Origin of the sequence: Halomonas sp. 328 (assembly GCF_015645095.1) — a bacterium.
GTDB lineage: Bacteria > Pseudomonadota > Gammaproteobacteria > Pseudomonadales > Halomonadaceae > Bisbaumannia.
The window spans coordinates 65,964-90,700 of sequence record NZ_JADOTW010000007.1 but is presented as its reverse complement, the minus strand read 5'-3'; the positions used below and the strand labels follow the sequence as shown (position 1 = coordinate 90,700).

The following is a 24,737-nucleotide window of genomic DNA, read 5'->3' as shown; positions in this document are numbered from 1 at the left end:
GCGAAGGAGATGCGAGCGGTCTCCTTCGCTCCCCTTGGTGCTACAACAGCGCCAGGGTCAACCAGGGCTGCCAGGCCAGCAGCACCAGGGTGGCCAGGCTGGCCAGCAGGAAGGGCAGCAGCGCCCGGAAGATCCGCAGCGGCGGCACCCCGGTCATCGACGAGGCGATGAAGAGCCCCGCCCCTACCGGTGGCGTCAATAGCCCCAGCACCAGGGTCAGACAGACCACCACGCCGAACTGGTAGGGGGTGATATCGAACTGCTGGGTGGCGATGGGCAGCAGGATCGGCACCACCAGGATCAGGGCGGCGATGCCGTCGACGATCATCCCCACCAGCAGTAGCACGCCGATCAGCAGCAGCAGGAAGACGAAGGGATCGGTGGTCAGGGCGGCGATCCAGGCGGCGGCCATCTGCGGCAGCTGCTCGTAGACGATCACCCAGCCGAAGACCCCGGCGGCGGCGATCAGCATGATCACCAGGCCGGCGTTGATGGCGGTACGCTTGAGCACCTCGGGCAGCATGGCGAACTTCAGGTCGCGATAGAGGTAGCGCCCCAGCAGCAGGGCCGCCAGGGAGGCGAGTGCCGCCGACTCGGTAGGCGTGGCCAGGCCGAGCAGGATGCCGCCGATGATGATCAGCGGAATCGACATGGCCGGCAGCCCCATCTTCAGGGCCTTCATCGCCTCCTGACGGCTCGGCCACTCCCCCTTGGGGTACTGCTGCACCAGGCCCACCACGGCGATGGCCAGGAAGAAGGTGCCGCCCAGCAGCAGCCCCGGCAGGATGCCGGCGATAAACATGTCGGCGATGGGCACCTGGGCCATGACCCCGAACAGCACGAAGAGCATCGACGGCGGAATGATCGGCGAGAGCAGGCCACCGGCGGCGGTGATGGCGGCGCTGTAGGGCTTGTCATAGCCCTCTTTCTCCATGGCCGGCACCATGGCCCGGGACATGATGGCGATCTGCGAGGCCGCCGAGCCGATGATCGCCGCCATCATCATGTTGGCGACCAGGTTGATATAGGCGAGCCCGCCCCGGAAGCCGCCCACCAGCAGCCGTGCCAGGTCGATCAGCCGGCGGGTCACCCCGCCCTCGTTCATCAGCTCCCCGGCCAGCATGAAGAGCGGGATGGCCAGCAGCCCATAGCTCTCGATGGCCCCGAACAGCTGCTGGGGATAGGACTCGAAGAGCACGGTATTGCCCGAGACCTGGATATAGAACAGGGCGGTGAGCGCCAGCACCAGGGCGATGGGCACGGCCCCCAGCAGCAGGAAGGCAAAGACGGCGACGGTCATCGGGCCACCTCCTCTCGAGTGGAATGGGATACCGGCTGACCCAGGCCACGCAGGGCCTGGCCGAGGTTGACCAGGCCATGCAGCAGCAGGGAGGCGGCGAACCAGGGCAGGATCAGCCACACCCAGAACTTCTTGATGCCCAGGGTCGAGGTGTTCTCGGCGTAGATGAAGTTGAAGGTCTCGCCCTGGAAGGCCTGCACATCGAAGCCGGCCTGCCACAGGGCCAGCGGCTGATACCAGCGCCAGCAGAGCACCAGAAGCACCAGCGCGAAGCCCGCCACCATGAGGTCCACGAAGACTCCGACCAGGCGCTGCAGGGAGCTCGGCAAGAGGTCCGTGAACAGGGTCACGGCGATCCCCTGACGCCGCTTGAAGACCGCGCTGGCGATCAGCAGGGTCATCCAGATCATGGCGTAGATGGCCAGCTCGCTGATCCAGTAGATGGGGCTGCCCGCGGCGCGGAAGGCCACATTGACCAGGATCAGCAGGGTCACCGCCGCCGCCAGGGCGGCGGCGGCGATCTCTTCTCCCTTGGCCAGTCGGTCGGAAAGTCGTGACAGCATGACGTCACCCTCATTCACGTAGGCGGTCGGCTTCCTCGCGAAGCATCGTCAGTCGCGGGGCCTTGTCGCCCCAGGTGGCTTCCCACTCGGCGATGGCATCGCTGAAGAACGCCGCATCGGCTTCGACGATATTGAGGTCGAGCTCGCGGATCTCCGCCTCCTGGGCGGCGTCCATGGCCTGGAAGCCGCTCAACACGTTCTCCAGGTGCTCGGCCATGGTGGTCTCGATCAGCTCGCGGTCTTCGGCGGAAAGCTCGCGCCAGACCCGCCCCGAGACCACGCCCACCATGGGAAACATCATGTGGTTGGAGATCAGCAGGTTGGGGGCCTGCTCGTGGAATTTGAGGATCAGGATCGAATCGAAATCCATGTCGATGGCGTCCACCTGGCCGTTGGCCAGGGCGTCATAGACCTCGAGCAGCGGCAGCGGCGCCGGGGCCGCGCCGGTGGCGGTGTAGAAGTCGCGGATCGGCTCGAAGGGGGTAATGCGCAGCCGCTTGCCGCGCATGTCGGCCTGGCTCTCGATGGGTGCCCGGGAGAGCACCTGGCGCATGCCCACCATGCCGTAGCCGACGCCGATCAGGCCCACGCCCTGGGGCATCAGCTCGAGCAGCTCGCCGGCGGCGTCGGAACGCAGCAGACGGGCGGCGTGGTCGACGTCATCGACCAGATAGGGGGCATAGAGGGCACCGAAGTCAGGGATCCGGTTGGAGATCTCGGCGATGGTCAGGAAGGCCATGTCGAGCGCCCCGGTCTGCAGCTGCTGAACCATCTGGGCCTCGTTGCCGAGCTGCTGGGCCGGGAAGACGCTGACGCTATGCTCGCCGCCGGAGCGCTCGTGCAGGCTCTCGGCGAAGGCCACGGCCTCGGTGGACCAGAGGTGCTGGGGCGGGGTGATCAGTCCCAGGCGGAAGTCGCGGGCCTGGGCGGTGGTAGCGCCGAGGACCAGGGAAGCCGCCACGGCGGTACTCAACAGGGTCTTGATGGGTGTCATGGGGTGTCTCTCTAGTGTTGTTATGGAGAGCGAATCCCCCACCCCCGCCGGGGGGTGGGGGGAGGCCGTCAGCCGTCTTCCAGGGCACGCGGGCGCTTGTGGCGGGCCTGCTGCTCGGGGTCCTCGGTCTTGGCCAGTTCCACGTCGAAGACCACCTCGGTGAAGGGGCCACTCAGGCCACGCAGTTCGGCTTCGCTGGGGTCCTCGATGCGCTTGGCATCGACCACCAGTTCCTCGCGGGTGGCGAAGGCGAAGTCATCCCAGGTGTACTCGTCACCGGCCAGGTTGATCTGGGTGGTCAGGTGACGGTGGCCCGGCGCCGAGATAAAGAAGTGGATATGTGCCGGACGCTGGCCATGACGGCCCAGGGCGGCGAGCACCTGGTCGGTGGGGCTGCCCTTGGGCACGCCGTAACCGGAGGGGATGATGCTGCGGGCGTGATAGCGCCCCTCGGCATCGGCGATGATGGTACGACGCAGGTGGTACTCGGACTGCGACGGGTCGAAGAAGGAGTAGCCGCCCTTGGCGTTGGCGTGCCACACCTCGACCTGGGCATGGGGAATGGGGTTGCCCTGGGTGTCGCGCACCTGGCCGGTCAGCCACATCACCTCGCTGTCGGTGTCGCTGCCATCGTCCAGACGGGCCTCGACCTCGCAGACCGGGGCACCGGCCACGTAGAGGGGACCCTCGATGGTGCGCGGGGTGCCGCCGGTCAGGCCGGCCTCGGCATCGGCGGCATCCATGCGCATGTCCAGGTAGTGATCGAAGCCCAGGCCCGGGGCCAGCAGGCCGAACTGGGTCTCCTTGCCGAGCTCGTTCATCAGGCTCACCGCCGACCAGAACTCCTCCGGGGTGACGTCATAGTCGTCGATCAGCTGGTACACATCGCTGAGCAGGCGATGCAGGATCTGCTTGGCGCGCTCGCTGCCGCCGGCCTGGTCGAAACCGGCCACCTTGCTGAGGAAGCTCTGGACATCGGCGCTATCGAAAATCTTTACGGTCATGGTCAAGTCTCTCGTTGTCATTCTTGGGACGGAGGTGGCCACCCGGGCCGGTACTGGGGCCCTGATAGGCCCAGGGCCTCAACTGGAAACGAATTTCTCGAAGAAGACGCGGTGCTCGCCCACCTCGCGCTCGGCGAGCCACTGCTTGGTGGCCTCGATCATCGGCGGCGGCCCGCACAGGTAGGCATCGAAGGGCCGGGCCAGGAAGTCGAGGTCGAAGAGATCGCAGACCACCCCCTTGTTGCCCTGCCACGCCTCCGAGGGATTCATCACCACGGTGTCGAAGGCGAAGTCGGGAAGGGTGCGGGTAAAGGCCTCGAGGCGATCGAGCTCGCTCAGGTCCTGCTCCTGGGTCACCCCATAGGCGAGGCGAATCGGCTGGGTGCACTCGCCCTTCTCGGCCAGCTCCTCGAGCATGCCGAGGAAGGCGGAGAGGCCGGTACCGCCGGCCACCATCAGCAGCGGGGCCTGCACCTCGCGCAGATAGAAGGCGCCCAGGGGCGCTTCCAGGGAGATGGCATCGCCCACCTTGGCCCGGTCGCGCAGGTAATCGCTCATCACCCCGCTGGGCAGCAGGCGAATCAAGAAGCGCAGCTTGCCCTCTTTCACCGCCGCGGTGGCGAAGGAGTAGGCGCGCCACTCATCGGAGCCCGGCACCTCGATCCGCGCATACTGGCCGGGCAGATAAGGCAGGGCCTGGGCCGGGTCGTCGAGGGTGATCTCGAGGATGGCGGCGCCGTCGGAGACCGCCTCCACGGCAGTGACGGTGCCGTCGTGCACCTCGGTGGCCACGCTGCAGACCGTGGAGTCGATATCGAAGTAGAAGGAGGCCTGACTGGAGCGCAGGCGAGTCTGGCAGGCCAGCACATGCCCGTCGGCGATCTCCTCCTCGGTCAGGGCCTCCTCGTCGATGTACTCGACCTCGACCTCGCCGGACTCGCGCAGGCAGCGGCAGGTCCCGCAGACCCCTTCCCGGCAATCCACCGGCAGGTTGACCCCGTGGCGCTGCGCGGCGTCCATCAGCAGCTCGTTGGCGTCGACCTTGACGAAGCGGGTGGTGCCGTCCCGAAAGACGATGGCGGCTGTGTTGTGCATGACTCGCCCTCCAGCGCAATCAGACGTGGTAGAAATCCAGGACGGAATCGATCTTGTCGTTGAGCAGCACGGTGTGCTTGCGGGTGATCTTCCAGTCGTCGCCGTCGCCGCGCAGGGTGTAGTCGGCGGTGCCGAAGAAGTGGCCGCTCTCGCCGAAGCGATGGAAGTGGGTCACCCAGTTCACCTTAACCTGCACCTGGCCATCCTCGCGGGTCGCCAGGCGTACGTTATTGATCAGGTGCAGGGTGCGCGGCATCGGCGTGGAGGCCGCGGACTTGCCGGTGCGCAGACGGAAGATACGATCCTCGATGCCGGTGCGATCGGCGTAGTACATCAGCGACATCTCGCGCTTGGGGTCGCTGGTGACCTCGTGCTCGCCCTTCCACTGGGGAATATGGAACTCGCACTCCGGGGCGAACTGCTCGAGGTAGGCGTCCCACTCCTGGTTGTCGCAATACTCGGCGACCCGATAGAGGAACTGCTCGATGGCTTGCTGCTGGCTCATGACTTACACCTCCTGGAGCTTGAGTGCTTTCTTCTCGAGGCCCTCGAGCAGCAGGCGCTGCCAGGTGCCGTGCTGGTTGACGTAGAGGCCCTCGTGAGTGAACTCGGTACCGGTGATCACCGGCTGGATACCCAGCACCTGGCTGTTGTGGGTCTCGGCGTACTGCCAGTGCTCATGGCCCCGGGAGATGTCGTTCCACTCGGTGGCCCGCGCCTCGAAGCCGCGCTGCTGCTCGCGGAACTCCACCAGGTCATCGGGGGTGCCCATGCCGGAGACATTGAAGAAGTCCTCGAACTGGCGAATGCGGTTCTCGCGGTCGGCGTCGGACTCGCCCTTCACGCCCAGGCAGAGGCTGATTACCTCGGTCTTGTTCCAGGCCACCGGGCGCACGATGCGCAGCTGGGAGCTGATCTGGTCCATGAAGAAGAGGCTGGGGTAGATGTTCAGGTTGCGCAGGCGGTGCATGGTCCACTCGGCGCGCTCCTGGGGGTGCTGCTCCAGCAGGCGCGGCATCACCGCGGCATAGCCGGGGCGCACCTGGGGGTTGGGCATGTCGCTGAACAGCAGGCTGTGACCGTTGGTGAAGGAGAACCAGCCGTCATCGGTGTCCTTGTCGCCGGCGCCCAGCTTGCTGTAGTCGAGGGTATCGCCGCCGCTGCCGTGCTTCTGGGCCTCCAGCTCGCGGCGATGCTGCACGGTGGAGACGTAGTTGTAGTGGACGGTGCTGACGTGATAACCGTCCAGGCCGTTCTCGTTCTGCAGCTTCCAGTTGGCGTTGAAGGTGTAGCGGGACTCGCCGGGCAGCACCTCCAGCTCACCGTCTTCCGCCTGCTCCACCATCATGTCGAAGAACAGCTTGGTGTCGCCGAGGAATTCCTCGAGGCCGACGCTGGACTCGGTGTCCAGGCTGATGAAGACGAAGCCACGGTAGCTTTCGATGCGCGCCTGGCTCAGGCCACGGCTGGCCTTGTCGAAGTCGGCGGGGTATTCGCTCGGCGCCTTGACCTTGACCAGGCGGCCGTCGGACTTGTAGCACCAGGCGTGGAACGGGCAGGTGAAGGTGGACTGGTTGCCCTTGCCGACCCGGGTCAGGGTGGCGCCGCGGTGCTGGCAGGTGTTGGCCAGCGCGCGCAGCTCGCCCTTGCCGTCGCGGGTGATGATCATCGGCTGGCGGCCGGCCTGCATGGTGATGAAGTCGTTGTTGTTCGGGATCTGGCTCTCGTGGCAGGCAAAGATCCACTGCTTTTCGAAGATCAGTTCCATTTCGAGATCGAAGAGGGCCTGATCGGTGAACATGTCACGGGAGACACGATAGACGCCGTTATCGGGGCGGAAATCGATGCACTTCTCGATGAACGCCTGCCATTCGGGGAGGGAGCGATATGCTGTCATCGGTCGTTACCGTCTTGTTGCTGTTTTGGTACGACTCACCTTAGGCGCCCTTCCCCAGGGCTCACTATGCAGTTCTTGGAGGAACGCTATGCACTTTTTCTCCACCCCCGGAGCGGGCATATAACCCACTGATAGTTAACATCTTTAAAGAACCCATACGACCAAAGAGAAAGGCACCGTCGCCGGGGCGAACGGTGCCTTTTTCGAAAGATATGCACTGACTGAATCAGAACGGCAGGCTCGCCTTGAGCCACAGGGAATCCCCCTGGGGGCGATTCTGGACGGCGAACTCCCGCTCATACTTGAGGGTCACGAAGGCGCCCTGGCCGTTGTCCCACTTCAGCGACGGGCCAATGGCGAAGGCCCGGCCGCGATTGCCGATCTCGACCCCGTTGAGGCGATCATCGGTGACCTGCCGGTAGGCGTAGCCCCCCACCCCCGCGACCCAATTGGGGCGCAGCGCATAGCCCAGGGCGTAGTCGGCATGCAGCTCCTGGCCCGACTGGTAGTGGGTGTCGCTGTTCTCGAAGTTGTAGTCATACATCACCTTGAGATCCCAGTTGAGCCCCTCGGGGTCGACCCGGGAGAGCGCATAGACTCCCTGCACGGTCCAGTAGTTGCGACCGAGATTGGCCAGGCGGCCGGCATCGAAGCTGCCGGTGGGCACGAAGAGGTCGACCCCCACGGCGCTATGCAGGTGAGGGCTATGGTGATAGGCCAGGGCCATGGTCAGGTCGATATCCCCCAGGCCCCGCGCACTATCGTGCTGGCCATTGACGGTGACATCCAGGTCGACCAGCGGAAAGAGGCCGGCGAAGGCCAGTTGACCGCCCCACAGGGTCTGCTCGGTGACCCAGAGCAGGCGCGGCGCCAGCACATTGGCCCTGAGCCGGAAGTCGATGGGCAGGCGATTCCCCTGGCCGTCGCGGAACGCATCGGCGGCATAGTGGTTGGCGTAGAGCAGCGGATAGACGCCCGGCGACGGCAGGGCCCCCATCAGGAAGTTTTCGGCCCCCATGGGGTAGCTCGACCCGCCCCCCTCGGTGGCCTGGGCCGAGGCCGCGGCCAGCAGGGCCAGGCCGGCGATCCCGCCTCGCAGTGCAGTTCCTTTCATCGGATGATCTCACATGGCTGTTGTTGTTATGGCCCGGGGCCGGACGGCCCCGGGGCGGGCAGGCTCAGGCGCAGAGGCGCTGAAAGCCCCCCTGGTAGAAGAGCAGCGGCTCGCCCGCCTCGCTGGCGAAGCGCAGCACCCGTCCGACGATCAGCAGATGATCCCCGGCCAGGCGAGTGAACTCGACGCGGCACTCCAGGCGCGCCAGGCTATCCGCCAGCAGCGGCACCCCCTCGGCACTGGTCTGCACCGCGACGCCGGCAAACTTGTCCTCGGCGGGGCGGGCGAACTGCATGGCCAGCGCCTCCTGCTGGGCGGCGAGGATATTCACCGCGAAGTGGCGCCCCTCGGCGAAGGCGGCAAGGCTGGGCGACTGCACGCCCAGGCTCCACAGGATCAAAGGCGGATCCAGGGAGAGCGAAGAGAAGGAGTTGGCGGTGATGCCGATGGGCTCGCCGCCCTCCCCCGTCGTGGTCACCACGGTCACGCCGGTGGCGAAATGGCCCAGGGTCTGGCGCAGGGCCCGGGGGTCCAGGGCCTCGGCGCCAACCGCCACGGCCGGCTTGGATGCGGTCAGGGTAGTCATGATCAGGCCTCCAGCTTGAGCTGTTCGTTGATCAGGTGGCGGCAGGCCTTGGCATCGAGCCACCAGGGCAGGTAGTCGGGGGGGTTATCGAAGCCGTTGGCCAGCATCGAGGCCAGCTCCGGGGCATGCTGGGCGGCGTCCAGTAGCTCGAGGATGTGCTCGGCAGGCGGCAGCAGAAGGCTGTTGGTCCAGCTCACCACGTCCTTGGCATAGCGCCAGTAGGACTCGAAGGTGGCCTCCATCCAGGCCCGATCGAAGGGAGCATCACCCCGGGCCAGGATGGCGTCCAGGTAGACGCGGCTGCACTTGGCGCCGTTGTTGGAGCCCTGACCGGTGATGGGGTCATTGACCACCAGGGCATCGGCGATGCCCAGCACCTGGCGCCCCGACGGCAGGGTCGCCACCGGCTTGCGCACCGTGGGCGGGAAGCGCCCGGCGAGGATGCCGTTGTCGTCGGTGAGCTGCACGTCCTGGCAGCGCGCCGCTTCCCAGGGCGCATAGGTGCGCAGCAGCTCCAGGCTCTTGGCCAGGTGCTGCTCGGGGGTGGTGACCTCCTGCCAGCAGTCCATGGGCCCACCGGGCACCCCTTCGAAGACCATGATCTCGCAGGGGCCGTTGAGGGTCAGGGACGGGAAGACGAAGTATTCGCCGACGCCGGGGATCAGGTTGAAGGCCACCCGGGAGAAGTCCTCCCGGGGCGTCATGCCCTGCACATAGGTGAGGGCCAGGGCCCGCTGGGGCTTGTCGAAGCGCGACCGCTCGGCATCGCGCTCGAAGAGCCGCACGATATCGCCCTTGCCCGCGGCCACCAGCACCAGGTCGTGGCTGGCGGCCAGTTCTTCCAGCTCCTCGATGCCGGCGTCGCGAATCACCAGCTCGCCCCCCAGGCGCTCGAACGCTTCCATCCAGACCGGCATCTTGAGGCGCTGATCCACCGACTGGGCGTAGCGCTCCAGGGGCGCGGCCCAGTCGATCAGCTTGGCGCCGGCCCGCTCCGGGTGGGGCACCGTCATGCCGATGCCCTCCACCGGCGGGCACTCGTCCTCCCAGAAGTTCAGCCCCAGGTCGCGCTCGGTCTGCAGCGCCTGATCGAACATGCACTGGCTCGACATCACCCGCCCCTGGCGGATCTGTTCACCGGTACGGTTGGAGAGCAGGGTCACCTGGTAACCGCTCTTGAGCAGGCCGATGCCGGTCTGCAGGCCGGACTGACCGGCCCCTACGATAGCAATGCGTCGGGTCATGGGAATCTCCCCATCGGTTGTTGTTGTGATGGCCAGAGGCCTCGGTGAAATCAGCCGGCGAGCCGCGGGATTGCCGGCACTCGCTGCTCCGGGCCCAGCGCCGAGTAGCCGCCATCCACGGCGTAGTCGGCGCCGGTGACGAAGCTGGCCCGGTCGGAGCAGAGGAAGAGCACCACCTGGGCGACCTCCTCCGGGTCCCCGGCGCGGCCGAGCATATGAAAGTCCCCCGCCACCCGGTCGGTACGCGCCCGGTCGCCGCCGCTGACCTCTTCGATCAGCCGCGACCAGGTCCAGCCCGGCGATACCGAATTGACGCGGATGCCCGCCTCGGCCAGGTCGAGGGCCATGCTGCGGGTCAGCTGGCGCATCGCCGCCTTGCTGGCCGGGTAGAGCCAGCGCCCGGTCTGGGCGACCTCGGCCGAGATGCTGCTGAAGTTGATGATCACGCCGCCCCCGCGACGGCGCAGGGCCGGGTGCACGGCCTTGGCGGCCATGACCGCGCTGACCAGGTTGATGTCCAGCGCCGTCAGCCAGTCGGCCCGGGACGAGGCCAGGCCATCGTCCAGGTAGCTGCAGGCCAGGTTGACCAGGATGTCGATCCCGCCCACCTCCGCCTCGACCCGCGCCACCGCCGCCTGGAGCTGGTCGTCCCGGGTGATGTCGGTGGCGATGAAACGCGCCCCCGGCCCCAGCCGGTCGGCCAGGGCCGCCCCGGCCGCCGCATCGATATCGAGGATGGCGACCTGGCTGCCCGCCGCCACGAAGGCCTCGGCCAGGGCCTGGCCGATCAGGGTGGCTCCGCCGGTGATGATGACGCTGCGCTTGTGCAGTGATTCCATGAGACGCTCCTCCCTTCCCTCAGCGGTTGGCGCTATCGGCCCAGGTGGGCATCAAGGCATTGGACGGCAGGGTCTCGTCGAGCAGCTTGGCGGCGGTCTCGCGGCCGGCCACCGGCAGCCCGGCGGGGTCGAGCACCCCGACCTGCACCAGCAGCGAGGCCTGATCCCAGTAGATGTGCTCGTGGTAGAGCTTGTCGCCGCGGAACTTGACGATGGCGACCAGGGGGATCTCCACGTAGTTGCCGGTGGGAGCGATCCCCGGCAGCAGCCAGTCGATCTCCCGGTCGTGGGTAAAGCAGAACAGCAGCTCGTCGACGATCTGGGTGGCACCGATGGTTCGCGACAGCGGAATCAGGGTAGTGTCATCGGGGTTGCTGTCGACGAAGTGGTGCTTGTAGAAGCGATAGAGCTCCCGGTAGCCCACCCCGCCGGTCAGGGTCGGGATATGGTTCACATAGGGCTCGGCGACCATGGTGGCCATGGTGTCGTCCACGTTGCGGGTGGAAAACTCGTACTCGCAGTGCTTGTCCCACAGCGCCGATAGGTCGTAGTGGGGCCCCATCGCCTGGCGGAAGGCCGCCACCGAGCGCTGGTGGGCCATCAGCGCGGAGGGCTTGTGGTAATGCTCGGAACGGGGCCGGGCGAAGGCGTGGTCGACCCCCGGATAGCGATAGAGCTCGACGTTCTCCCGCTGGCCCAGGGCGGCTTCGATATCCTGGCGGGCGGCGGCGGGACAGTACTCGTCCTGCTCGGCGAAGTGCAGCACCAGGCGGCCGCGAATCGAGGCCGCCTCGTCCAGGTGATTCTCGATGCCCATGCCGTAGTAGCCCACGGCCACGTCCACGTCGCAGCGACAGGCGGTCAGGTAGGCCAGGCGGGCCCCCAGGCAGAAGCCCAGCGCCCCCACTTGGCCGCTGCACTCGGGGCGCGAACGCAGGGCCGCGATGGCGGCGGCGATATCCTCGATGCCGCGATCCTGATCGAAGCCCTGGTAGAAGCCGAAGGCGCGCTGCCAATCCTCCGGGGTGTAGTCGAGCTCGACCCCGGCCTCCTGGCGCCAGAACAGGTCCGGAGCCAGCACCACATAGCCCTCTTCGGCGTAGTAATCGGCGATCTCGCGGATGGTGCCATTGACGCCGAAGATCTCCTGCAGCAGCACGATCCCCGGGCCGCTGCCGGAGGCCGGAATGGCCAGATATCCGCTGAAGCTGCCGCTGCCATCCGCGGCCTTGATCTCGATGGAAGTGCCCATGCCGATGCCTCCTGGTGTTGTTGTTGGCGGGTCATTGCGGGAATCCACGCCACCACCTTAGGCAAGGGCCCGGGCAGGCCACGATCCGCTGAGTGCGACCACTATCCGCTGAGTGCAGAAAGTGCGTTTCCACGACGCGAATCAGGAAATGCCGCCCTTATACTGCAAGGGCATTGCGATGCCCGTCCCTGACGCGGGCACATAACAACAACAAGCGAGACCCCCATGACAACGCACAAGCCACTACCCGACTGGCTGAAGCGAGCCCTGATGGAGGACCATCGGCGCCTGGTGTTCCGATCGACCGCCGCGGAAGAGGCGCGCCAGAGCGTCGCCAGTGTCTTCAAGCCACATCGACTGGAGCCCCTGGGCCAGGGCGGGCGCCTGGCGGCTCGCCTGCACTCGGTGACCCTGGGGCGCGTCTCCTATAACCGCCTGGCCTATGGCGGCGCGGTACGTATCGACCCGGAGCGCCTCGAGGGCTTCTACCTGATCCAGATGCCCCTCCAGGGGGTAGCCCGAATCGACAGCGACGGCGAACGTGTGTCATCGGGAGCGGGGCTGGCCTCGGTGCTCAATCCCACGGCCCGGCTCAGGATGCACTGGAGCGATGACTGCGATCAGCTGATGCTGCGCATTGAGCGCGACGCACTGGAACAGGCCTGCGGCCAGTTCCTGGGACGCCCCCTGCGCTCCCCCTTGAGCTTCCATCCCGCCCTGCGCTGGCGTGACACCCCGAGCTGGTTCAACCTCATCGCCTATGTCACCCGGCTGCTCGGGGAGTCGCCGGAGGCCGATCGGGATCCGCTGATCACCCCCCAGCTCGAGCAACTGATCATCCATACCCTGCTGACCACTCAGCCCCATAACTACAGCGAGGCGCTGCGCCAGGGAGACAAGCGGCTCGCGCCGCGTCACGTCAAGCGCGTGGAGGAGTACATCGAAGCCCATGCCCAGGAGCCCTTGACCCCGGCGCAGCTGGCGGACGTGGCGGGCGTCAGCCTGCGTACCCTCTATGCCGGCTTCCACGACTTTCGTCACCAGAGCCCCATGGAGACCCTGCGCCAGGTGCGCCTGCGGCGGGTGCGCCAGGCCCTGCTCTCGGACACTGGCAGGGCATCGATCACCGAGATCGCCATGGGCTGGGGCTTTACCCATATGGGGCGCTTCAGCCTCGCCTATCGGCAGGCCTTCGGCGAAGCCCCCAGTGAGACACGGCGAGGCAAGGGGCAGGAGCCCCCCTAGCGAACGACTCGGGGCTCCGGTTTCCCCTCGACGCCGAAAGGGGATACCTTTAGGTGATTGGCCATTGCCTGGCCAAGATGGCAGAATAACAACGCCAGTTCGCAATACGTACCCAAGAACGATATGCGAACAACGCCTCGACCGCCCCGGGTCACACGACCCCACGATAACGATTACCGCGGCGAGGCCAGGAGGAACCATGACCGTACCCCTGACCCGACAACAGATCGCCGCCGAGTTTCGTCATCCCGACTCGGCCTGCCGCTGGATGTGCCAGGTCAATGGCCCCCATCGCCTGGAGGTGCCCCAGCCGCGTCAGCTCAGCTTTCGCCACCAGGGCACCCGCCTCGGCCATGTCTCCATTGGCACCATCGAGTACGCGACCCGGGTGACCGTCGGCATCGCCGACCTGACCCATAGCTACAGCATCAGCCTGCCCCTGCAGGGGGCCCAGAGCATCGAGTACCAGGGCGCGGCCTTCGACTCCGATGCCGCCGTGGGCGCGATCATCTCACCCAGCCAGCCGCTGCGCCTGAGCATGGACGAGCAGTGCCAGAAGCGCCTGGTTCGCCTCTCCCGCCAGGCCCTGGAACACAAGCTGTCACAGCTGCTGCGCCGCCAGCTGTCGCGGCCGGTAATCTTCGATCCGCGCATGCCGCTGAGCGGCACGGTGAAGGAGTGGTGGCAAATGGTCGCCAACCTGCAGGAGATGCTGCATGCCGAGGGGTCGCTCTGCGATATCCCCGAGGTGTGGAGCAACTTCGAGAACTCGCTGATCACCAGCCTGCTCTATACCCAGCCCCACAACTACACCAGCGAGCTGCTGGGCCGTCAGCAGGGGCGCCCCGCCTACCTGGGTGACCTGGAGGCCCTGCTGCACGAGTCCCTGGATCGCCCCCTGGGGCTGGCCGACCTGGAGCGGGCCGCCGGCGTCTCCCGAGAGCGCCTCTACCGGGACTTCCATACCCACTACGGGGTCTCGCCCATCGCCTACTTCCGCCAGTTGCGCTTCGACTATGTGCGCCGGCGCCTGGAGCGGGCCGCCCCCAACGAGAGCGTCTCGAGCATCGCCATGGATTGCGGCTTCCAGCAGTTGGGGCGCTTCTCCAAGGAGTACAAGGCGCGCTACGGCGAGCTGCCCTCCGAGACCCTCAAGCGCTCGGTCGCCGCGCCGCTGCAATAAATAGGGCTTCCATAACGAGAAAGGCGCCGATGGGGTTCCCATCGGCGCCTTCTTGGTGCTCGGCGTGCGGGCTTATTGATGCACGGCGTCGCGAATCGCCCGCGCCTTCTCCTGCAGCAAGGGCAACAACCGCCGGGTCAGGGTCTCGAGGTCGATCCGCGCGGCATTGGTGCTGATGTTAATGGCGCCGATCAGCGTGCCGCCGCCGTCGAAGGCCGGCACCGCCAGGGAACGTAGCCCCGGGTCCAGCTCCTGATCGACGATGGCGTAGCCCTGCTGGCGGGCCTCCTCGATGCGCGCGCGCAGCGTCGCCGGGTCGGTGACGCTGCGCTCGGTATGCGCTTCCAGGGTCACCCGTGCCAGGTAGGCGTCGAGCTCGGCGGCCGGCAACTGGGCCAGCAGCACCCGCCCCATGGAGGTGTAGGCCGCCGGCAGTCGGGTGCCCACCGCCAGGGTAATGGCCATCAGCCGATGGCGGGCCGCCGAGCGCGCCACATAGGTCACCTCGTCGCCGTCGAGGACCCCCAGGGAGGAGGACTCGCCGCTCTCGGCGGTGATCTCCTCCAGGTACTGCTGGATCACGCCCCGGTAGTCGTTGGCCGAGAGGAAGGCGTAGCCCAGCTGCAGCACCCGCGGGGCCAGCTCGAAGCTGCGCCCCTGCTTGCGCACATAACCGAGGGCATGCAGGGTCAACAGGAAGCGCCGCGCCTTGGCGCGGTTCATGCCGGTGCGCGCCGCCACTTCGCTCAGGGTCATGCGCGGATGCGCCTCGTCGAAGGCCTGGATCACCTCGAGGCCGCTGGCCAGGGCGGTGACGAAGTCACGATCGTCCGGGCTCAGGGTCGCTTCCTGGGGGGGGATCTCCATCTGCTGCTTGCCTCCGCCTGGGGCTACCGTCGAAGGCCCTACTCTAGCACGGCGGGGCGAACAAATGTTCGCCCCGCTGCGGAGACACGGGGCTATCCTGGGGACAGGCACCCGGAAGGCCGGACCCTCGCAAAGACGCTGTAAATCCCTCCATGGAAGCTCGACTTTTTCCTGCGGCGCTCTCGCATCCTGCTCCGCTTGCAGGGCCGGGGTAGGCCATCCATGGCCTACCCGTTCGGAAGGGCCTTCCTCACCCCTGAAAAAGACGCTTTGCTTCGGCCTGCCCCCAGCGCCCCTAAGCGCTTCCGACTATGACTACTTGCACTTCCTCATGCCTCGGGCAGTCTCAGTCGTCGTGGTGATAGAGCTTGAGGATGCTGGAGAAGTCCAGCTCGCCATGCTCCCGAGCGTGCAGGGCGAAGAGGTTGCGGGCCTGGGAGCCCATGGGCACAGAAGAGCGGGAGCCCAGCGCCAGCTCCCAGGCCAGCCCCAGATCCTTGGCCATCAGGTGGGTGAGGAAGCCCCCCTGGTAGCCCCGGGAGGCCGCCGAGCCCTCCATGACGCCGGGCCAGGGGTTGTAGCCGTTGAGCACCCAGTTGCCGCCGCTGCTCTGGCGCATGATCTCGGAGAGCACCGCCGGGTCGAGACCGTTTTCCACCCCCAGGGCCAGGGCCTCGGCGGTGCCGCTCATCAGGATGCCCAACAGCATGTTATTGCAGATCTTGGCCACCTGGCCGGCCCCTACCCCACCGGCATGGAAGATGTTCTTGCCCATGCCCTCCAGCACCGGCCGCGCCTTGGCGAAGCCCGCCTCGCTGCCGCCGACGATAAAGGTCAGGGTGCCCGCCTTGGCGCCCCCTACGCCGCCGGAGACCGGCGCGTCCAGGTAGTCCAGGCCACGCTCGGCGGCGGCCGCCGCCACCTCCCGGGCATCCTCCGGGGCGATGGTGGAGGCATCGATGATCAGGGTCTCGGCGTCGAGGCTCGCCAGCAGCCCCGGCGCCCCGTCGCGGCCCAGGTAGAGCCCCTTCACATGGGCCCCGGCGGGCAGCATGGAGATCACCACCGCGGCGCCCTCGACCGCCGCCGCGGCGCTCGCGGCGACCTGGGCCCCGGCCTCGCCCAGGGCGCGCATCGCCTCGGCGGAGAGGTCGAAGACATGCAGGTCATGCCCGGCGGCGACCAGGTTGGTGGCCATGGGGGCGCCCATATTGCCCAGGCCGATAAAGGCGATTTTCATGGTAGTCACTCCTTGCGGTGGTTTTCGAAAGTCAGCCCAGCAGCAGCGCCGGCAGCCCGGTCACCAGGCTCGGGAAGAGGGCCAGCAGCCCACAGGCCAGCAGGATCAGCAGGCAGAAGGGAATCACCGCCTTATAAAGATGGACGATCTCCACCCCGGGCGGGGCCACCCCCTTGAGATAGAAGAGCGCATAGCCGAAGGGGGGCGTCAGGAAGGAGGTCTGCAGCACCACCGCCACCATCACCACGAACCACAGCAGGTCCACCCCCATGGCGTCGACGATGGGCAGCATGATCGGGAAGCTGAGCAGCACGATGCCGGTCCAGTCGAGGAACATGCCCAGCACGAAGACCAACAGCAGCATCAGCAGCAGGGCCCCGGCGGTGCCGCCGGGCATCGCCATCACCAGCTCCTGGATCACCCGCATGCCGCCGCCGCGGGTGAAGACCCCGGTGAAGGCGGTGGCGCCCACCAGCACGAACATCACCATGGTGGTGGTCTTGCTCGCCTCCAGGAAGCTGCGGTAGCAGGTACGCGGCTTGCGATCGCCGAACACCAGGAAGAGCACGAAGGCCAGCAGCACGCCGATGGCCGAGGCCTCGGTGGCGGTGGCAAGGCCGGTGAACAGGGCCCCCAGCACGCCGAGGATCAGCCCCATGGGCGGCAATACGTACTTGAGCAGCATCACCAGCAGCTCGCCGAGCCCGGTCTCGGCGCGCTCCTCGGCGCCCACCGGCGGGCCATACTCGGGCTTGAAGAAGCACACCACCAGCACATAGAGGGCATAGAGGGTACCCAGCAGCAGCCCCGGCACCAGGGCCCCGGCGAACAGCGCCCCCACCGAGACCGGCGAGTAGCTGGCCATCAGGATCAGCATGATGCTGGGCGGGATCAGGATGCCCAGGCAGCCGCTGGCCATGATCACCCCGGTGCTGAGCTGGGTGTGGTAGCCATGGCGCAGCATCGGTACCAGGGCGATCATCCCCATCACCGCGATGGAGGCGCCGACGATGCCGGTGGTGGCGGCCAGCAGCACCGAGACGATCACCACGGTCAGCGCCAGGCCGCCGCGCACCCGCCCCAGCAGCAGGCGCATCACCTGGAACATCTTCTCGGTGACCCCGGAGTCGTTGAGGAAGCGCGCCATCAGGATGAACAGCGGGATGGCCACCAGCACATAGTTGTCCATGGCACGCCCGTAGACGTTGTTGATGATCGAGCCCAGCACCTGGGGCCCGGGCCCCAGGTAGGCCGCCACCACCGCCACGCCACCCAGCACGAAGGCCAGGGGATGGCCCATGAAGAGTCCCACCAGCAGGCCGGCGAACATGAACAGGGTCAACAGCTCGGCGCTCATGGCATCTCCTCCCGGCGCAGCTCGAGGATGGCGCGGATCACCACGGCGATGGCCTGCAGGAGGATGGCCACCGCGGCGATCACGATCACCGCCTTCACCGGATAGACCGGGATCGCCACCATGCCGTAGGTGGTCTCGCCGCGGCTGAAGGAGCGCATGAAGAAGCTCCAGCCATAGCTGAGCAGCAGGTAGATAAAGGGCACGAAGAAGATCAGGTAGCCGAGGATCTCCAGTACCGCCTGCTTGCGCCGTGACAGCAGACGCTTGATCACGTCCACCTCCACATGGGCGTGGTGACGCAGCCCATAGGCCGCCAGCAGCATGAAGTGGGCGCCGAACAGCATCTTGGTGATATCGAAGGCCCAGTCGCTGGGACGACCGCTGAAGAAGCGCAGCCCGATGTCGTAGAGCACCACCAGGGCGATCACCGCGATCAGCGGTGCCAGCAGACGACCGAACCACTCATTGATCAGATCAATGACCTTGGCAATGGCCTCCATCACGATCTCCTCTAGGCAAGACAAAGCGCGGCGGGGAAGGGCCCGCCCGAGGGGCGGGCCTTATGGGGCTGAGCGCAAGCAGGCGCCTAGAGGCAGGCCTCGAGCTCCTCCAAAGAAGGCAGGTTGTCGTTGCTTCGGCTCATGTTGAAGGGCGCGGAAATATCGCGCCAGCTGGCGTAGTGCTCCAGGTAACTGACCATGGAGTGGTAGACCCGGGCATGCGTGGGGTTCTCGCAGGCGCCCTGCAGGATCACCGCGTTGGTGATCTCCTGGATACGTGCCAGGTCCTCATCGGAGAATTGGGAGATCTGCACCCCGGCGTCGATAAAGGCCTCGGTGCCCTCGGTGGAGCCCCGCTCGGACCAGGCCAGGGACCAGGCCATGGTGGCCTCGGCGGCGATGCGCAGCTTCTGCTGGGTCTCCTCGGAGAGGGCGTCCCAGGCGTCGCGGTTGATCATCACCCCGAAGACGCTGGCGCTCTGGTGCCAGCCAGGCACCGCCCAGTAGTCCACCACCTCGGCGAAGCCGGCACCGAAATCGACCCCCGGGGTGGAGAACTCGGCACCATCCACCACGCCCCGCTCCACGGCCTGGTAGATCTCGCCGCCGGAGAGGGTCACCTGGGAACCGCCCAACTGCTCCAGCACCCGGCCCTGGTCGCGACCGGAGAGACGCAGCCGCTTGCCGTCCAGGTCGGCCAGGCTCTCGATGGGGGTGCGTCCCATGAAGCCCGATTCGTTGTTGGTGATGCCGTAGGGCAGGTAGACCAGGTCGTACTCGCCGTAGATCTCCTGGTAGAGGTCGAAGCCGCCCCACTCCAGGATCCAGTTCAGGTAATCCACGGCATTGAACAGGCTGGTGGTGGTGCCCAGGGGCGAGAAGGCGGAGTTGCGCCCGGCCCAGTAGCCGGGCCAGTCGCCGGCGGCCTCGATGCTGCCGCTCTCGGTGGCATCGAACACCTCGGTGCCGGGCATCAGGGTGCCGCCGGCGTGAAACTCGATCTGCAGCTCGTCGCCGGTCAAGAGGTTGGCCAGTTCCGCCCAGTGACGGTCCATCTCGATCAGCGCCAGGCTGTCCGGCCAGGTGGTGGTCATGGTCCACTGCTGCTGGGCCTGGGCAGTGCTGGAAAGGCCCGCCAGGGCGATGCCGGCGACCAGGCTGGATACCGCGAAGCTCACTCGTCTTGTCATTGCTGCGTGCTCCTTGTGATCGGTCAGCCCGTGCCCAGATGCACGCCTAGACAGACTCCCGCCCGCCTGGGCAACCGGCGCCATCGCCAGGCCAACCCGGAATTCTTGTCGTTATTCGCCGATCGGCCTGACCATTAGGTAAAGCCAATACGGCCTCATCGAGTGTAGTCAGGGGGATCGTTGGCGAACAACACGCAATAGCACAAGGCGCTTGTGCATTACTGCACAAGCGCCTCGTCTTCGGGGAGTCACGCGGGGTTACAGGAGTGCCAGGGTCAGCCAGGGCTGCCAGGCCAGCAGCACCAGGGCGATCAGGCTCATCAGCAGGAAGGGCAGCAGGGCCCGGAAGATCCGCAGCGGCGGCACCCCGGTCATCGACGAGGCGATGAAGAGCCCCGCCCCCACCGGCGGCGTCAGCAGCCCCAGCACCAGGGTCAGGGAGACCACCACGCCGAACTGGTAGGGGGTGATGTCGAACTGCTGGGTGGCGATGGGCAGCAGGATCGGCACCACCAGGATCAGGGCGGCGATGCCGTCGACGATCATCCCCACCAGCAGCAGCACGCCGATCACCAGCAGCAGGAAGAGGAAGGGATCGGTGGTCAGGGCGGCGATCCAGGCGGCGGCCATCTGCGGCAGCTGCTCGTAGATAATCACCCAGCCGAAGACCCCGGCGGCGGCGATCAGCATGATCACGAGTCCCGCGTTGATGGCGGTGCGCTCGAGGATCCGCGGCAGACGATCGAAGCTCAGGTCCCGGTAGACGTAGCGGCCGATCAGCAGCGCCGCCAGGGAGGCGAGTGCCGCCGATTCGGTGGGGGTGGCCAGCCCCGAGAGGATGCCGCCGATGATGATCAACGGAATCGATACCGCCGGCAGCCCCATCCACAGGTAATGGCGCGCCTGGGCACGGCTCGGCCAGTCGCCCCTGGGATACTGCTGCACCAGGCCGATCGCGGTGATGGCGATAAAGAAGAGCCCGCCCATCAAGAGCCCCGGCAGGATACCGGCGATGAACATGTCGGCGATGGGCACCTGGGCGATCACCCCGAACAGCACGAAGAGCATCGACGGCGGGATGATCGGCGACATCAGGCCACCGGCCGCGGTGACCGCCGCCGCGAAGGGCTTGTCGTAGCCCTCCTGCTCCATGGCCGGCACCATGGCCCGGGACATGATGGCGATCTGCGAGGCCGCCGAGCCGACGATGGCCGCCATCATCATGTTGGCCACCAGGTTGATATAGACCAGGCCGCCGCGGAAGCCGCCCACCAGGATCCGCGCCAGGTCGATCAGCCGGCGGGTCAGGCCCCCCTCGTTCATCAGCTCCCCGGCCAGCATGAAGAGCGGAATCGCCAGCAGGCCGTAGTGCTCAATGGCCCCGAACAGCTGCTGGGGGTAGGAGGCGAACAGCAGGGTGTTGCCGGAATCGACGATATACCAGGCCGCGGAGAGGGCCAGCACCAGGGCGATGGGTACCGCCCCCAGCAGCAAGAGTGCGAATACGGCGAGAGTCATGCCAGTCTCCTTTGCCCGGCCGCGAGGCCCTTGAGGCTATCGATCAGGTTGACCAGGCCATGCAGCCCCAGAGACGCCGAGAAGACCGGCAGACAGAGCCAGGACCAGAACTTGGGCAGCCCCAGGGTGCTGGTGCGCTCGGAGTAGACGAAGTTGAAGGTCTCTCTCTGGAAGGCGGCGATATCGAAGCCCGTGGCCCAGAGGGTCATGGGGTCGTACCAGCGCCAGCAGAGCCACAGCAGCAGGCCAGCGAAGAAGAGTACCACAGCATCCACCACCAGGCGGGAGAGCCCCTGCCCACGGGCAGGCAACGCCTCGACCAGCAGGGTCACGGCGATCCCCTCACGGCGTTTCAGCACCACCGAAGTGGTCAGGAAGGTCATCCAGACCATGGCGTGAATCGCCAGTTCATTGACCCAGTAGAGCGGACTGCCCAGGGCCCGGGTGACGATATTGAGCAGGATCAGGGCGGTGACCGCCGCCGCCAGCAGGGCCGCGGCCATCGACTCGATACGGACCAGCCCTTGAGAGAGTTGCTTAAGCATAGGGAGCCCCAACCCCGGGCGACCCCGGGGCATTGGATGATGCATTACTCGACCCGGAGCACCGCCGCCGCCTCACGCAGCGTGGTCAGTGCCGGTGCTCGCTCGCGCCAGGTCGCCTCCCATGCCTCGACGGCCCCCCGGAAGAACGTCTCATCGGCCTCGGTGATGGTGATATCCAGGCCACGCAGGGTGGCCTCCTGGGCCGGCTCCCGCTCCAGGACGCTCTCGATGACGCCATCCAGGTGAGTGTTCATGGTGGTGATGATCAGCTCACGGTCCTCGGCGGAGAGCTCGCGCCAGACCCGTCCCGAGACCACGCCCACCATCGGGAACATCATGTGGTTGGAGATCAGCAGGTGTTCGGCCTGGTCGTAGAACTTGAGCGCCTCGATCGCTTCGAAATCCATGTCGATGGCGTCCACCTGGCCATTGGCCAGGGCATCATAGACGTCCGGCAGCGGCAGCGGGGTGGGCGCGGTACCGGCAGCCAGATAGAAGTCGCGAATCGGCTCGAAGGGAGTGATGCGCAGGCGCTGGCCGCGCAGGTCATCGGGCGACCCGATGGCCCCCCGGCTGAGGATCTGGCGCATCCCCGACATGCCGTAACCGACCCCCACCAGGCCGATCTCGGCCGGCATCAGCTCGAGCAGCTCACCGGCCACGTCGGAGCGCAGCAGGCGGGCGGCATGTTCCACGTCATCCACCAGGTAGGGGGCATAGAGGGCGCCGAAGTCATCGATACGATTAGAGATCTCGGCGATGGTCAGGAAGGCCATGTCCAGGGAGCCGGCCTGCATCTGCTGCACCATCTGTGCCTCGTTACCCAACTGCTGGGAGGGGAAGACGCTGACGCTGTGCTCCCCGCCGGAGCGCTCGGCCAGGTCCTCGGCGAAGGCCTCGGCGGCCTGGGTCCAGAGGTGGGAAGGCGGCGTGATCATGCCCAGGCGGAAATCCCGTGCCTGAACGTTCCAGGACGCCATGGCCAGGCCAATGGCGAGGGTTGTCGATGCGATCTTGTTGATATTGTTCATGATGGTATCTCGACCTCGTGGTGGTGACGTCTCCAGGGCCCGATCCGGGCGGGATTCCCCCTGTCTCGGGAGTCTAGCCAGCGCGGATATAATCTAAAAATAAATTAATCGGCCCCTGGTATTTTAATATGGAATACCTGTAGGCGCGGGTGTCCCCTCGTCTTCGGGCAGGGTCCCGATGCCGCCTTAAATCCCGAAGAACGCCTTGGCGTTACCCCCCAGGATCCGCGACTTGTCCGCCGCTGGCAGGGTCGGGTGCTCGCTGACCCCGGCGCCAATGGACTGCTCGCCCAGCGGGAAGGGCGCATCGGAGCCGAGCATCACCCGGTCGCCGCCCATCACGTCCACCAGCAGGCGCAGGGCGCCGTCGTCGAAGACCGCCGAGTCCACGTAGAAGCGCTTCACGTAGCTGGAGGGCAGGTTCGGGCAATCCTCGCGGACGATGTCCCGATGCCGCCAGGCGTTGTCGACGCGCCCCAGCAGGTAGGGAAAACCGCCGCCGCCATGGGCGAAGCACAGCTTCAGTGTCTCGGGGATGCGCTCGAAGGCACCGGAGAGGATCAGCGAGAGGATGCCGAGCTGGGTCTCCGCGGGCATGGCCACCAGCCAGGGCAGCATCCACTTCTTCATGCGTCCGTCGGTCATCATGTCCCAGGGGTGTACCAGCAGCGGAATCTCCTCGGTGGCGCAGTGCTGCAGGAAGGTGACCAGTCCTTCCTCGTCGAGATCCTTGGGCCCCACATGGTTGCCGATCTGCACGCCCAGGTGGCCGGCGGCCTTGGCGCGGCTCGCCTCGCGACAGGCAGCATCGATATCCTGCAGGGGCACCTGGGCCAGCACCTTGAGGCGATCCGGCGCGAAGGCGGCCATTTCCAGGGCCTTGTCGTTCATCAACTGGGCCCAGGGCAGGGCCCGCGCCACCGGCTGGTCGTAGCCAAACATCACCGGGGTGGCGCACATGATCTGGACGTCGAGGCCCTGCTCGTCCAGGTAATCGACACGCCGCGCCGGATCCCAGAGCAGGTCGTTGACCGGCCGGAAGGGCGTGTCGCCCACCATGATCTGGCCGCCGCGCCCCTCGGTCTTCAGCCAGGGCGCCCGCAGCGGATCGAGGCGAGCCGCCTCGGCCTGGCTGATGGGCGGCATGAAGTGGGAGTGAATATCGATCTTCATTGGCCATGCACCTCATGCAGCATGCGGTGCCAGGTCTCCCAGTCGCGACCCGGATGGACCTCGCCACACTGGCTGCAGCGCCGCTCCTCTTCACTGGTGGCGTAGAAACGCTCATAGACCGGCGGCAGGTCGGTGACGATGCTCTCCAGCTGCATCTCGTAGCGCTTGATGACATTGCCGCAGCGGGCACAGGACCACTGCAGGGCATCATGCAGCCCCTCGGGGCGGGTCTTCTCGATCACCAGGCAGAGGCTGCCGGGCTCCGGGCGCTGGGGCGAGTGGATCACATGGGGCGCCATCAGGTAGATGTCGCCCTCCCGGAGCTCGATGCGCTCGTAGCGGCCGCGATCCCAGATGTTCAGGTAGGCGTTGCCCTTGAACTGGTAGAAGAACTCCTCCACCGGGTCGTCGTGGAAATCGGTGCGCTGGTTGGGCCCGCCCACCACGGTGACCATGTAGTCGCTGTCGGCCCAGATCTGCCGGTTGCCCACCGGGGGCTTGAGCAGATGGGCATGCTCCTCGAGCCAGCGATTGAAGTTGAGCGGTGGGCTGTAGTGATGCTTGTCCATTATTCGTTCTCCTTGCGGGGCGAATAGGCAATGGCCTTGATCTCGATGCGCAGATGCGGATGGGGCAGCTGATGCACCGCCACCGTGGTGCGGGTCGGGCCGGTCTCGTCGAAGTAGTCGGCATAGACGGCGTTGTAGCCGCCGAAGTCGTTCATATCGACCAGGAAGGCACTGATCTCCACCACATCGCCGAGGCCCGCCCCTTCGCTGGCCAGGATGTCACGGATGTTCTCGATCACCGCCCGGGTCTGGGCGCGGATATCGAGCCGGGTGGTGCCCATCTCGTCCACCTCGACCCCCTCGAAGCTGTTGTCGGGGCGGCGTGAACTGGTACCGGAGACGAACAGGAAGTCGCCGGCGCGCTTGATATGGGGGAAGGCACCCCGGGGCTTGGCCTTGCCTTCTACCAGGGTGGCACGACGGGTGCTCAT

25 protein-coding genes are annotated in these 24,737 nt (G+C 66.5%); 2 read left to right on the top strand and 23 right to left on the bottom strand.

Annotation, left to right across the window (positions count from 1 at the left end; translation table 11 throughout):
• Positions 1-40: 40 nt before the first annotated feature.
• From IHD13_RS04965 to IHD13_RS04910, 12 genes are all read right to left on the bottom strand, one after another.
• Positions 41-1,300, bottom strand: coding sequence for a TRAP transporter large permease (locus IHD13_RS04965; protein ID WP_195859932.1), 1,260 nt, complete (start codon positions 1,298-1,300; stop codon positions 41-43).
• Complete coding sequence (locus IHD13_RS04960; RefSeq protein WP_195859931.1) at positions 1,297-1,863, bottom strand: TRAP transporter small permease; 567 nt, start codon at positions 1,861-1,863, stop codon at positions 1,297-1,299. Before IHD13_RS04960 ends, IHD13_RS04965 begins: the two co-directional genes overlap by 4 nt.
• Before the next feature lie 10 nt (positions 1,864-1,873).
• On the bottom strand, positions 1,874-2,857 hold the full coding sequence (locus IHD13_RS04955) for a TRAP transporter substrate-binding protein (protein WP_195859930.1): 984 nt from the start codon (positions 2,855-2,857) through the stop codon (positions 1,874-1,876).
• 68 nt (positions 2,858-2,925) lie between these two features.
• The gene (gene catA / locus IHD13_RS04950) at positions 2,926-3,861 is read right to left on the bottom strand and encodes a catechol 1,2-dioxygenase (protein ID WP_195859929.1); all 936 of its coding nucleotides are present in this window, start codon (positions 3,859-3,861) and stop codon (positions 2,926-2,928) included.
• 78 nt (positions 3,862-3,939) lie between these two features.
• Positions 3,940-4,956: an anthranilate 1,2-dioxygenase electron transfer component AntC gene (gene antC / locus IHD13_RS04945; RefSeq protein WP_195859928.1), complete on the bottom strand. Its 1,017-nt coding sequence runs from the start codon at positions 4,954-4,956 to the stop codon at positions 3,940-3,942.
• A gap of 19 nt (positions 4,957-4,975) precedes the next feature.
• Entirely contained in the window at positions 4,976-5,461 is a 486-nt protein-coding gene (gene antB, locus IHD13_RS04940; RefSeq protein ID WP_195859927.1) for an anthranilate 1,2-dioxygenase small subunit, read from the bottom strand.
• Between the two features lie 3 nt (positions 5,462-5,464).
• A complete protein-coding gene (antA, locus tag IHD13_RS04935; protein ID WP_195859926.1) occupies positions 5,465-6,853 on the bottom strand; it encodes an anthranilate 1,2-dioxygenase large subunit in 1,389 nt (462 codons plus the stop codon).
• A 226-nt stretch (positions 6,854-7,079) separates the two neighbouring features.
• A complete protein-coding gene (locus IHD13_RS04930) occupies positions 7,080-7,967 on the bottom strand; it encodes a SphA family protein (RefSeq protein WP_195859925.1) in 888 nt (295 codons plus the stop codon).
• Positions 7,968-8,031: 64 nt separating this feature from the next.
• Positions 8,032-8,553 (bottom strand): flavin reductase family protein, encoded by a 522-nt coding sequence (locus IHD13_RS04925; protein ID WP_195859924.1) that lies wholly within the window; start codon positions 8,551-8,553, stop codon positions 8,032-8,034.
• Positions 8,554-8,555: 2 nt separating this feature from the next.
• Positions 8,556-9,797 (bottom strand): styrene monooxygenase/indole monooxygenase family protein, encoded by a 1,242-nt coding sequence (locus IHD13_RS04920; protein ID WP_195859923.1) that lies wholly within the window; start codon positions 9,795-9,797, stop codon positions 8,556-8,558.
• Positions 9,798-9,847: 50 nt separating this feature from the next.
• On the bottom strand, positions 9,848-10,636 hold the full coding sequence (locus IHD13_RS04915; protein ID WP_195859922.1) for an SDR family oxidoreductase: 789 nt from the start codon (positions 10,634-10,636) through the stop codon (positions 9,848-9,850).
• Positions 10,637-10,655: 19 nt separating this feature from the next.
• On the bottom strand, positions 10,656-11,888 hold the full coding sequence (locus IHD13_RS04910) for a dienelactone hydrolase family protein (RefSeq protein ID WP_195859921.1): 1,233 nt from the start codon (positions 11,886-11,888) through the stop codon (positions 10,656-10,658).
• A gap of 225 nt (positions 11,889-12,113) precedes the next feature.
• On the opposite strand from IHD13_RS04910, the gene IHD13_RS04905 reads away from it, so the two are divergent.
• Both IHD13_RS04905 and IHD13_RS04900 read left to right on the top strand, forming a co-directional pair.
• Positions 12,114-13,133 (top strand): AraC family transcriptional regulator, encoded by a 1,020-nt coding sequence (locus IHD13_RS04905; protein ID WP_195859920.1) that lies wholly within the window; start codon positions 12,114-12,116, stop codon positions 13,131-13,133.
• Positions 13,134-13,332: 199 nt separating this feature from the next.
• Entirely contained in the window at positions 13,333-14,316 is a 984-nt protein-coding gene (locus tag IHD13_RS04900) for an AraC family transcriptional regulator (protein ID WP_195859919.1), read from the top strand.
• Between the two features lie 72 nt (positions 14,317-14,388).
• Here IHD13_RS04900 and IHD13_RS04895 read toward each other — a convergent pair whose 3' ends face one another.
• From IHD13_RS04895 to IHD13_RS04845, 11 genes are all read right to left on the bottom strand, one after another.
• Positions 14,389-15,183, bottom strand: a complete 795-nt coding sequence (locus IHD13_RS04895) for an IclR family transcriptional regulator domain-containing protein (RefSeq protein ID WP_195859918.1) — start codon at positions 15,181-15,183, stop codon at positions 14,389-14,391.
• A gap of 346 nt (positions 15,184-15,529) precedes the next feature.
• Positions 15,530-16,423: a 3-hydroxyisobutyrate dehydrogenase gene (gene mmsB / locus IHD13_RS04890; RefSeq protein ID WP_195859917.1), complete on the bottom strand. Its 894-nt coding sequence runs from the start codon at positions 16,421-16,423 to the stop codon at positions 15,530-15,532.
• A 31-nt stretch (positions 16,424-16,454) separates the two neighbouring features.
• Positions 16,455-17,780, bottom strand: coding sequence for a TRAP transporter large permease (locus IHD13_RS04885; protein ID WP_195859916.1), 1,326 nt, complete (start codon positions 17,778-17,780; stop codon positions 16,455-16,457).
• Positions 17,777-18,280 carry a TRAP transporter small permease subunit gene (locus IHD13_RS04880; protein WP_195859915.1) on the bottom strand — a complete coding sequence of 168 codons (504 nt, stop codon included), beginning with the start codon at positions 18,278-18,280 and terminating at the stop codon, positions 17,777-17,779. Before IHD13_RS04880 ends, IHD13_RS04885 begins: the two co-directional genes overlap by 4 nt.
• A gap of 86 nt (positions 18,281-18,366) precedes the next feature.
• On the bottom strand, positions 18,367-19,470 hold the full coding sequence (gene dctP, locus IHD13_RS04875; protein WP_195859914.1) for a TRAP transporter substrate-binding protein DctP: 1,104 nt from the start codon (positions 19,468-19,470) through the stop codon (positions 18,367-18,369).
• Positions 19,471-19,728: 258 nt separating this feature from the next.
• Positions 19,729-20,988 (bottom strand): TRAP transporter large permease, encoded by a 1,260-nt coding sequence (locus IHD13_RS04870; RefSeq protein ID WP_195859913.1) that lies wholly within the window; start codon positions 20,986-20,988, stop codon positions 19,729-19,731.
• A complete protein-coding gene (locus IHD13_RS04865) occupies positions 20,985-21,533 on the bottom strand; it encodes a TRAP transporter small permease (RefSeq protein ID WP_195859912.1) in 549 nt (182 codons plus the stop codon). Before IHD13_RS04865 ends, IHD13_RS04870 begins: the two co-directional genes overlap by 4 nt.
• 44 nt (positions 21,534-21,577) lie before the next feature.
• On the bottom strand, positions 21,578-22,564 hold the full coding sequence (locus IHD13_RS04860) for a TRAP transporter substrate-binding protein (protein WP_195859911.1): 987 nt from the start codon (positions 22,562-22,564) through the stop codon (positions 21,578-21,580).
• Positions 22,565-22,750: 186 nt separating this feature from the next.
• Positions 22,751-23,737 carry an amidohydrolase family protein gene (locus IHD13_RS04855; RefSeq protein WP_195859910.1) on the bottom strand — a complete coding sequence of 329 codons (987 nt, stop codon included), beginning with the start codon at positions 23,735-23,737 and terminating at the stop codon, positions 22,751-22,753.
• Complete coding sequence (locus IHD13_RS04850) at positions 23,734-24,306, bottom strand: 3-hydroxyanthranilate 3,4-dioxygenase (RefSeq protein WP_195859909.1); 573 nt, start codon at positions 24,304-24,306, stop codon at positions 23,734-23,736. The genes IHD13_RS04855 and IHD13_RS04850 overlap by 4 nt, the downstream gene beginning before the upstream one ends.
• Positions 24,306-24,737 carry a RidA family protein gene (locus IHD13_RS04845; protein WP_195859908.1) on the bottom strand — a complete coding sequence of 144 codons (432 nt, stop codon included), beginning with the start codon at positions 24,735-24,737 and terminating at the stop codon, positions 24,306-24,308. Before IHD13_RS04845 ends, IHD13_RS04850 begins: the two co-directional genes overlap by 1 nt.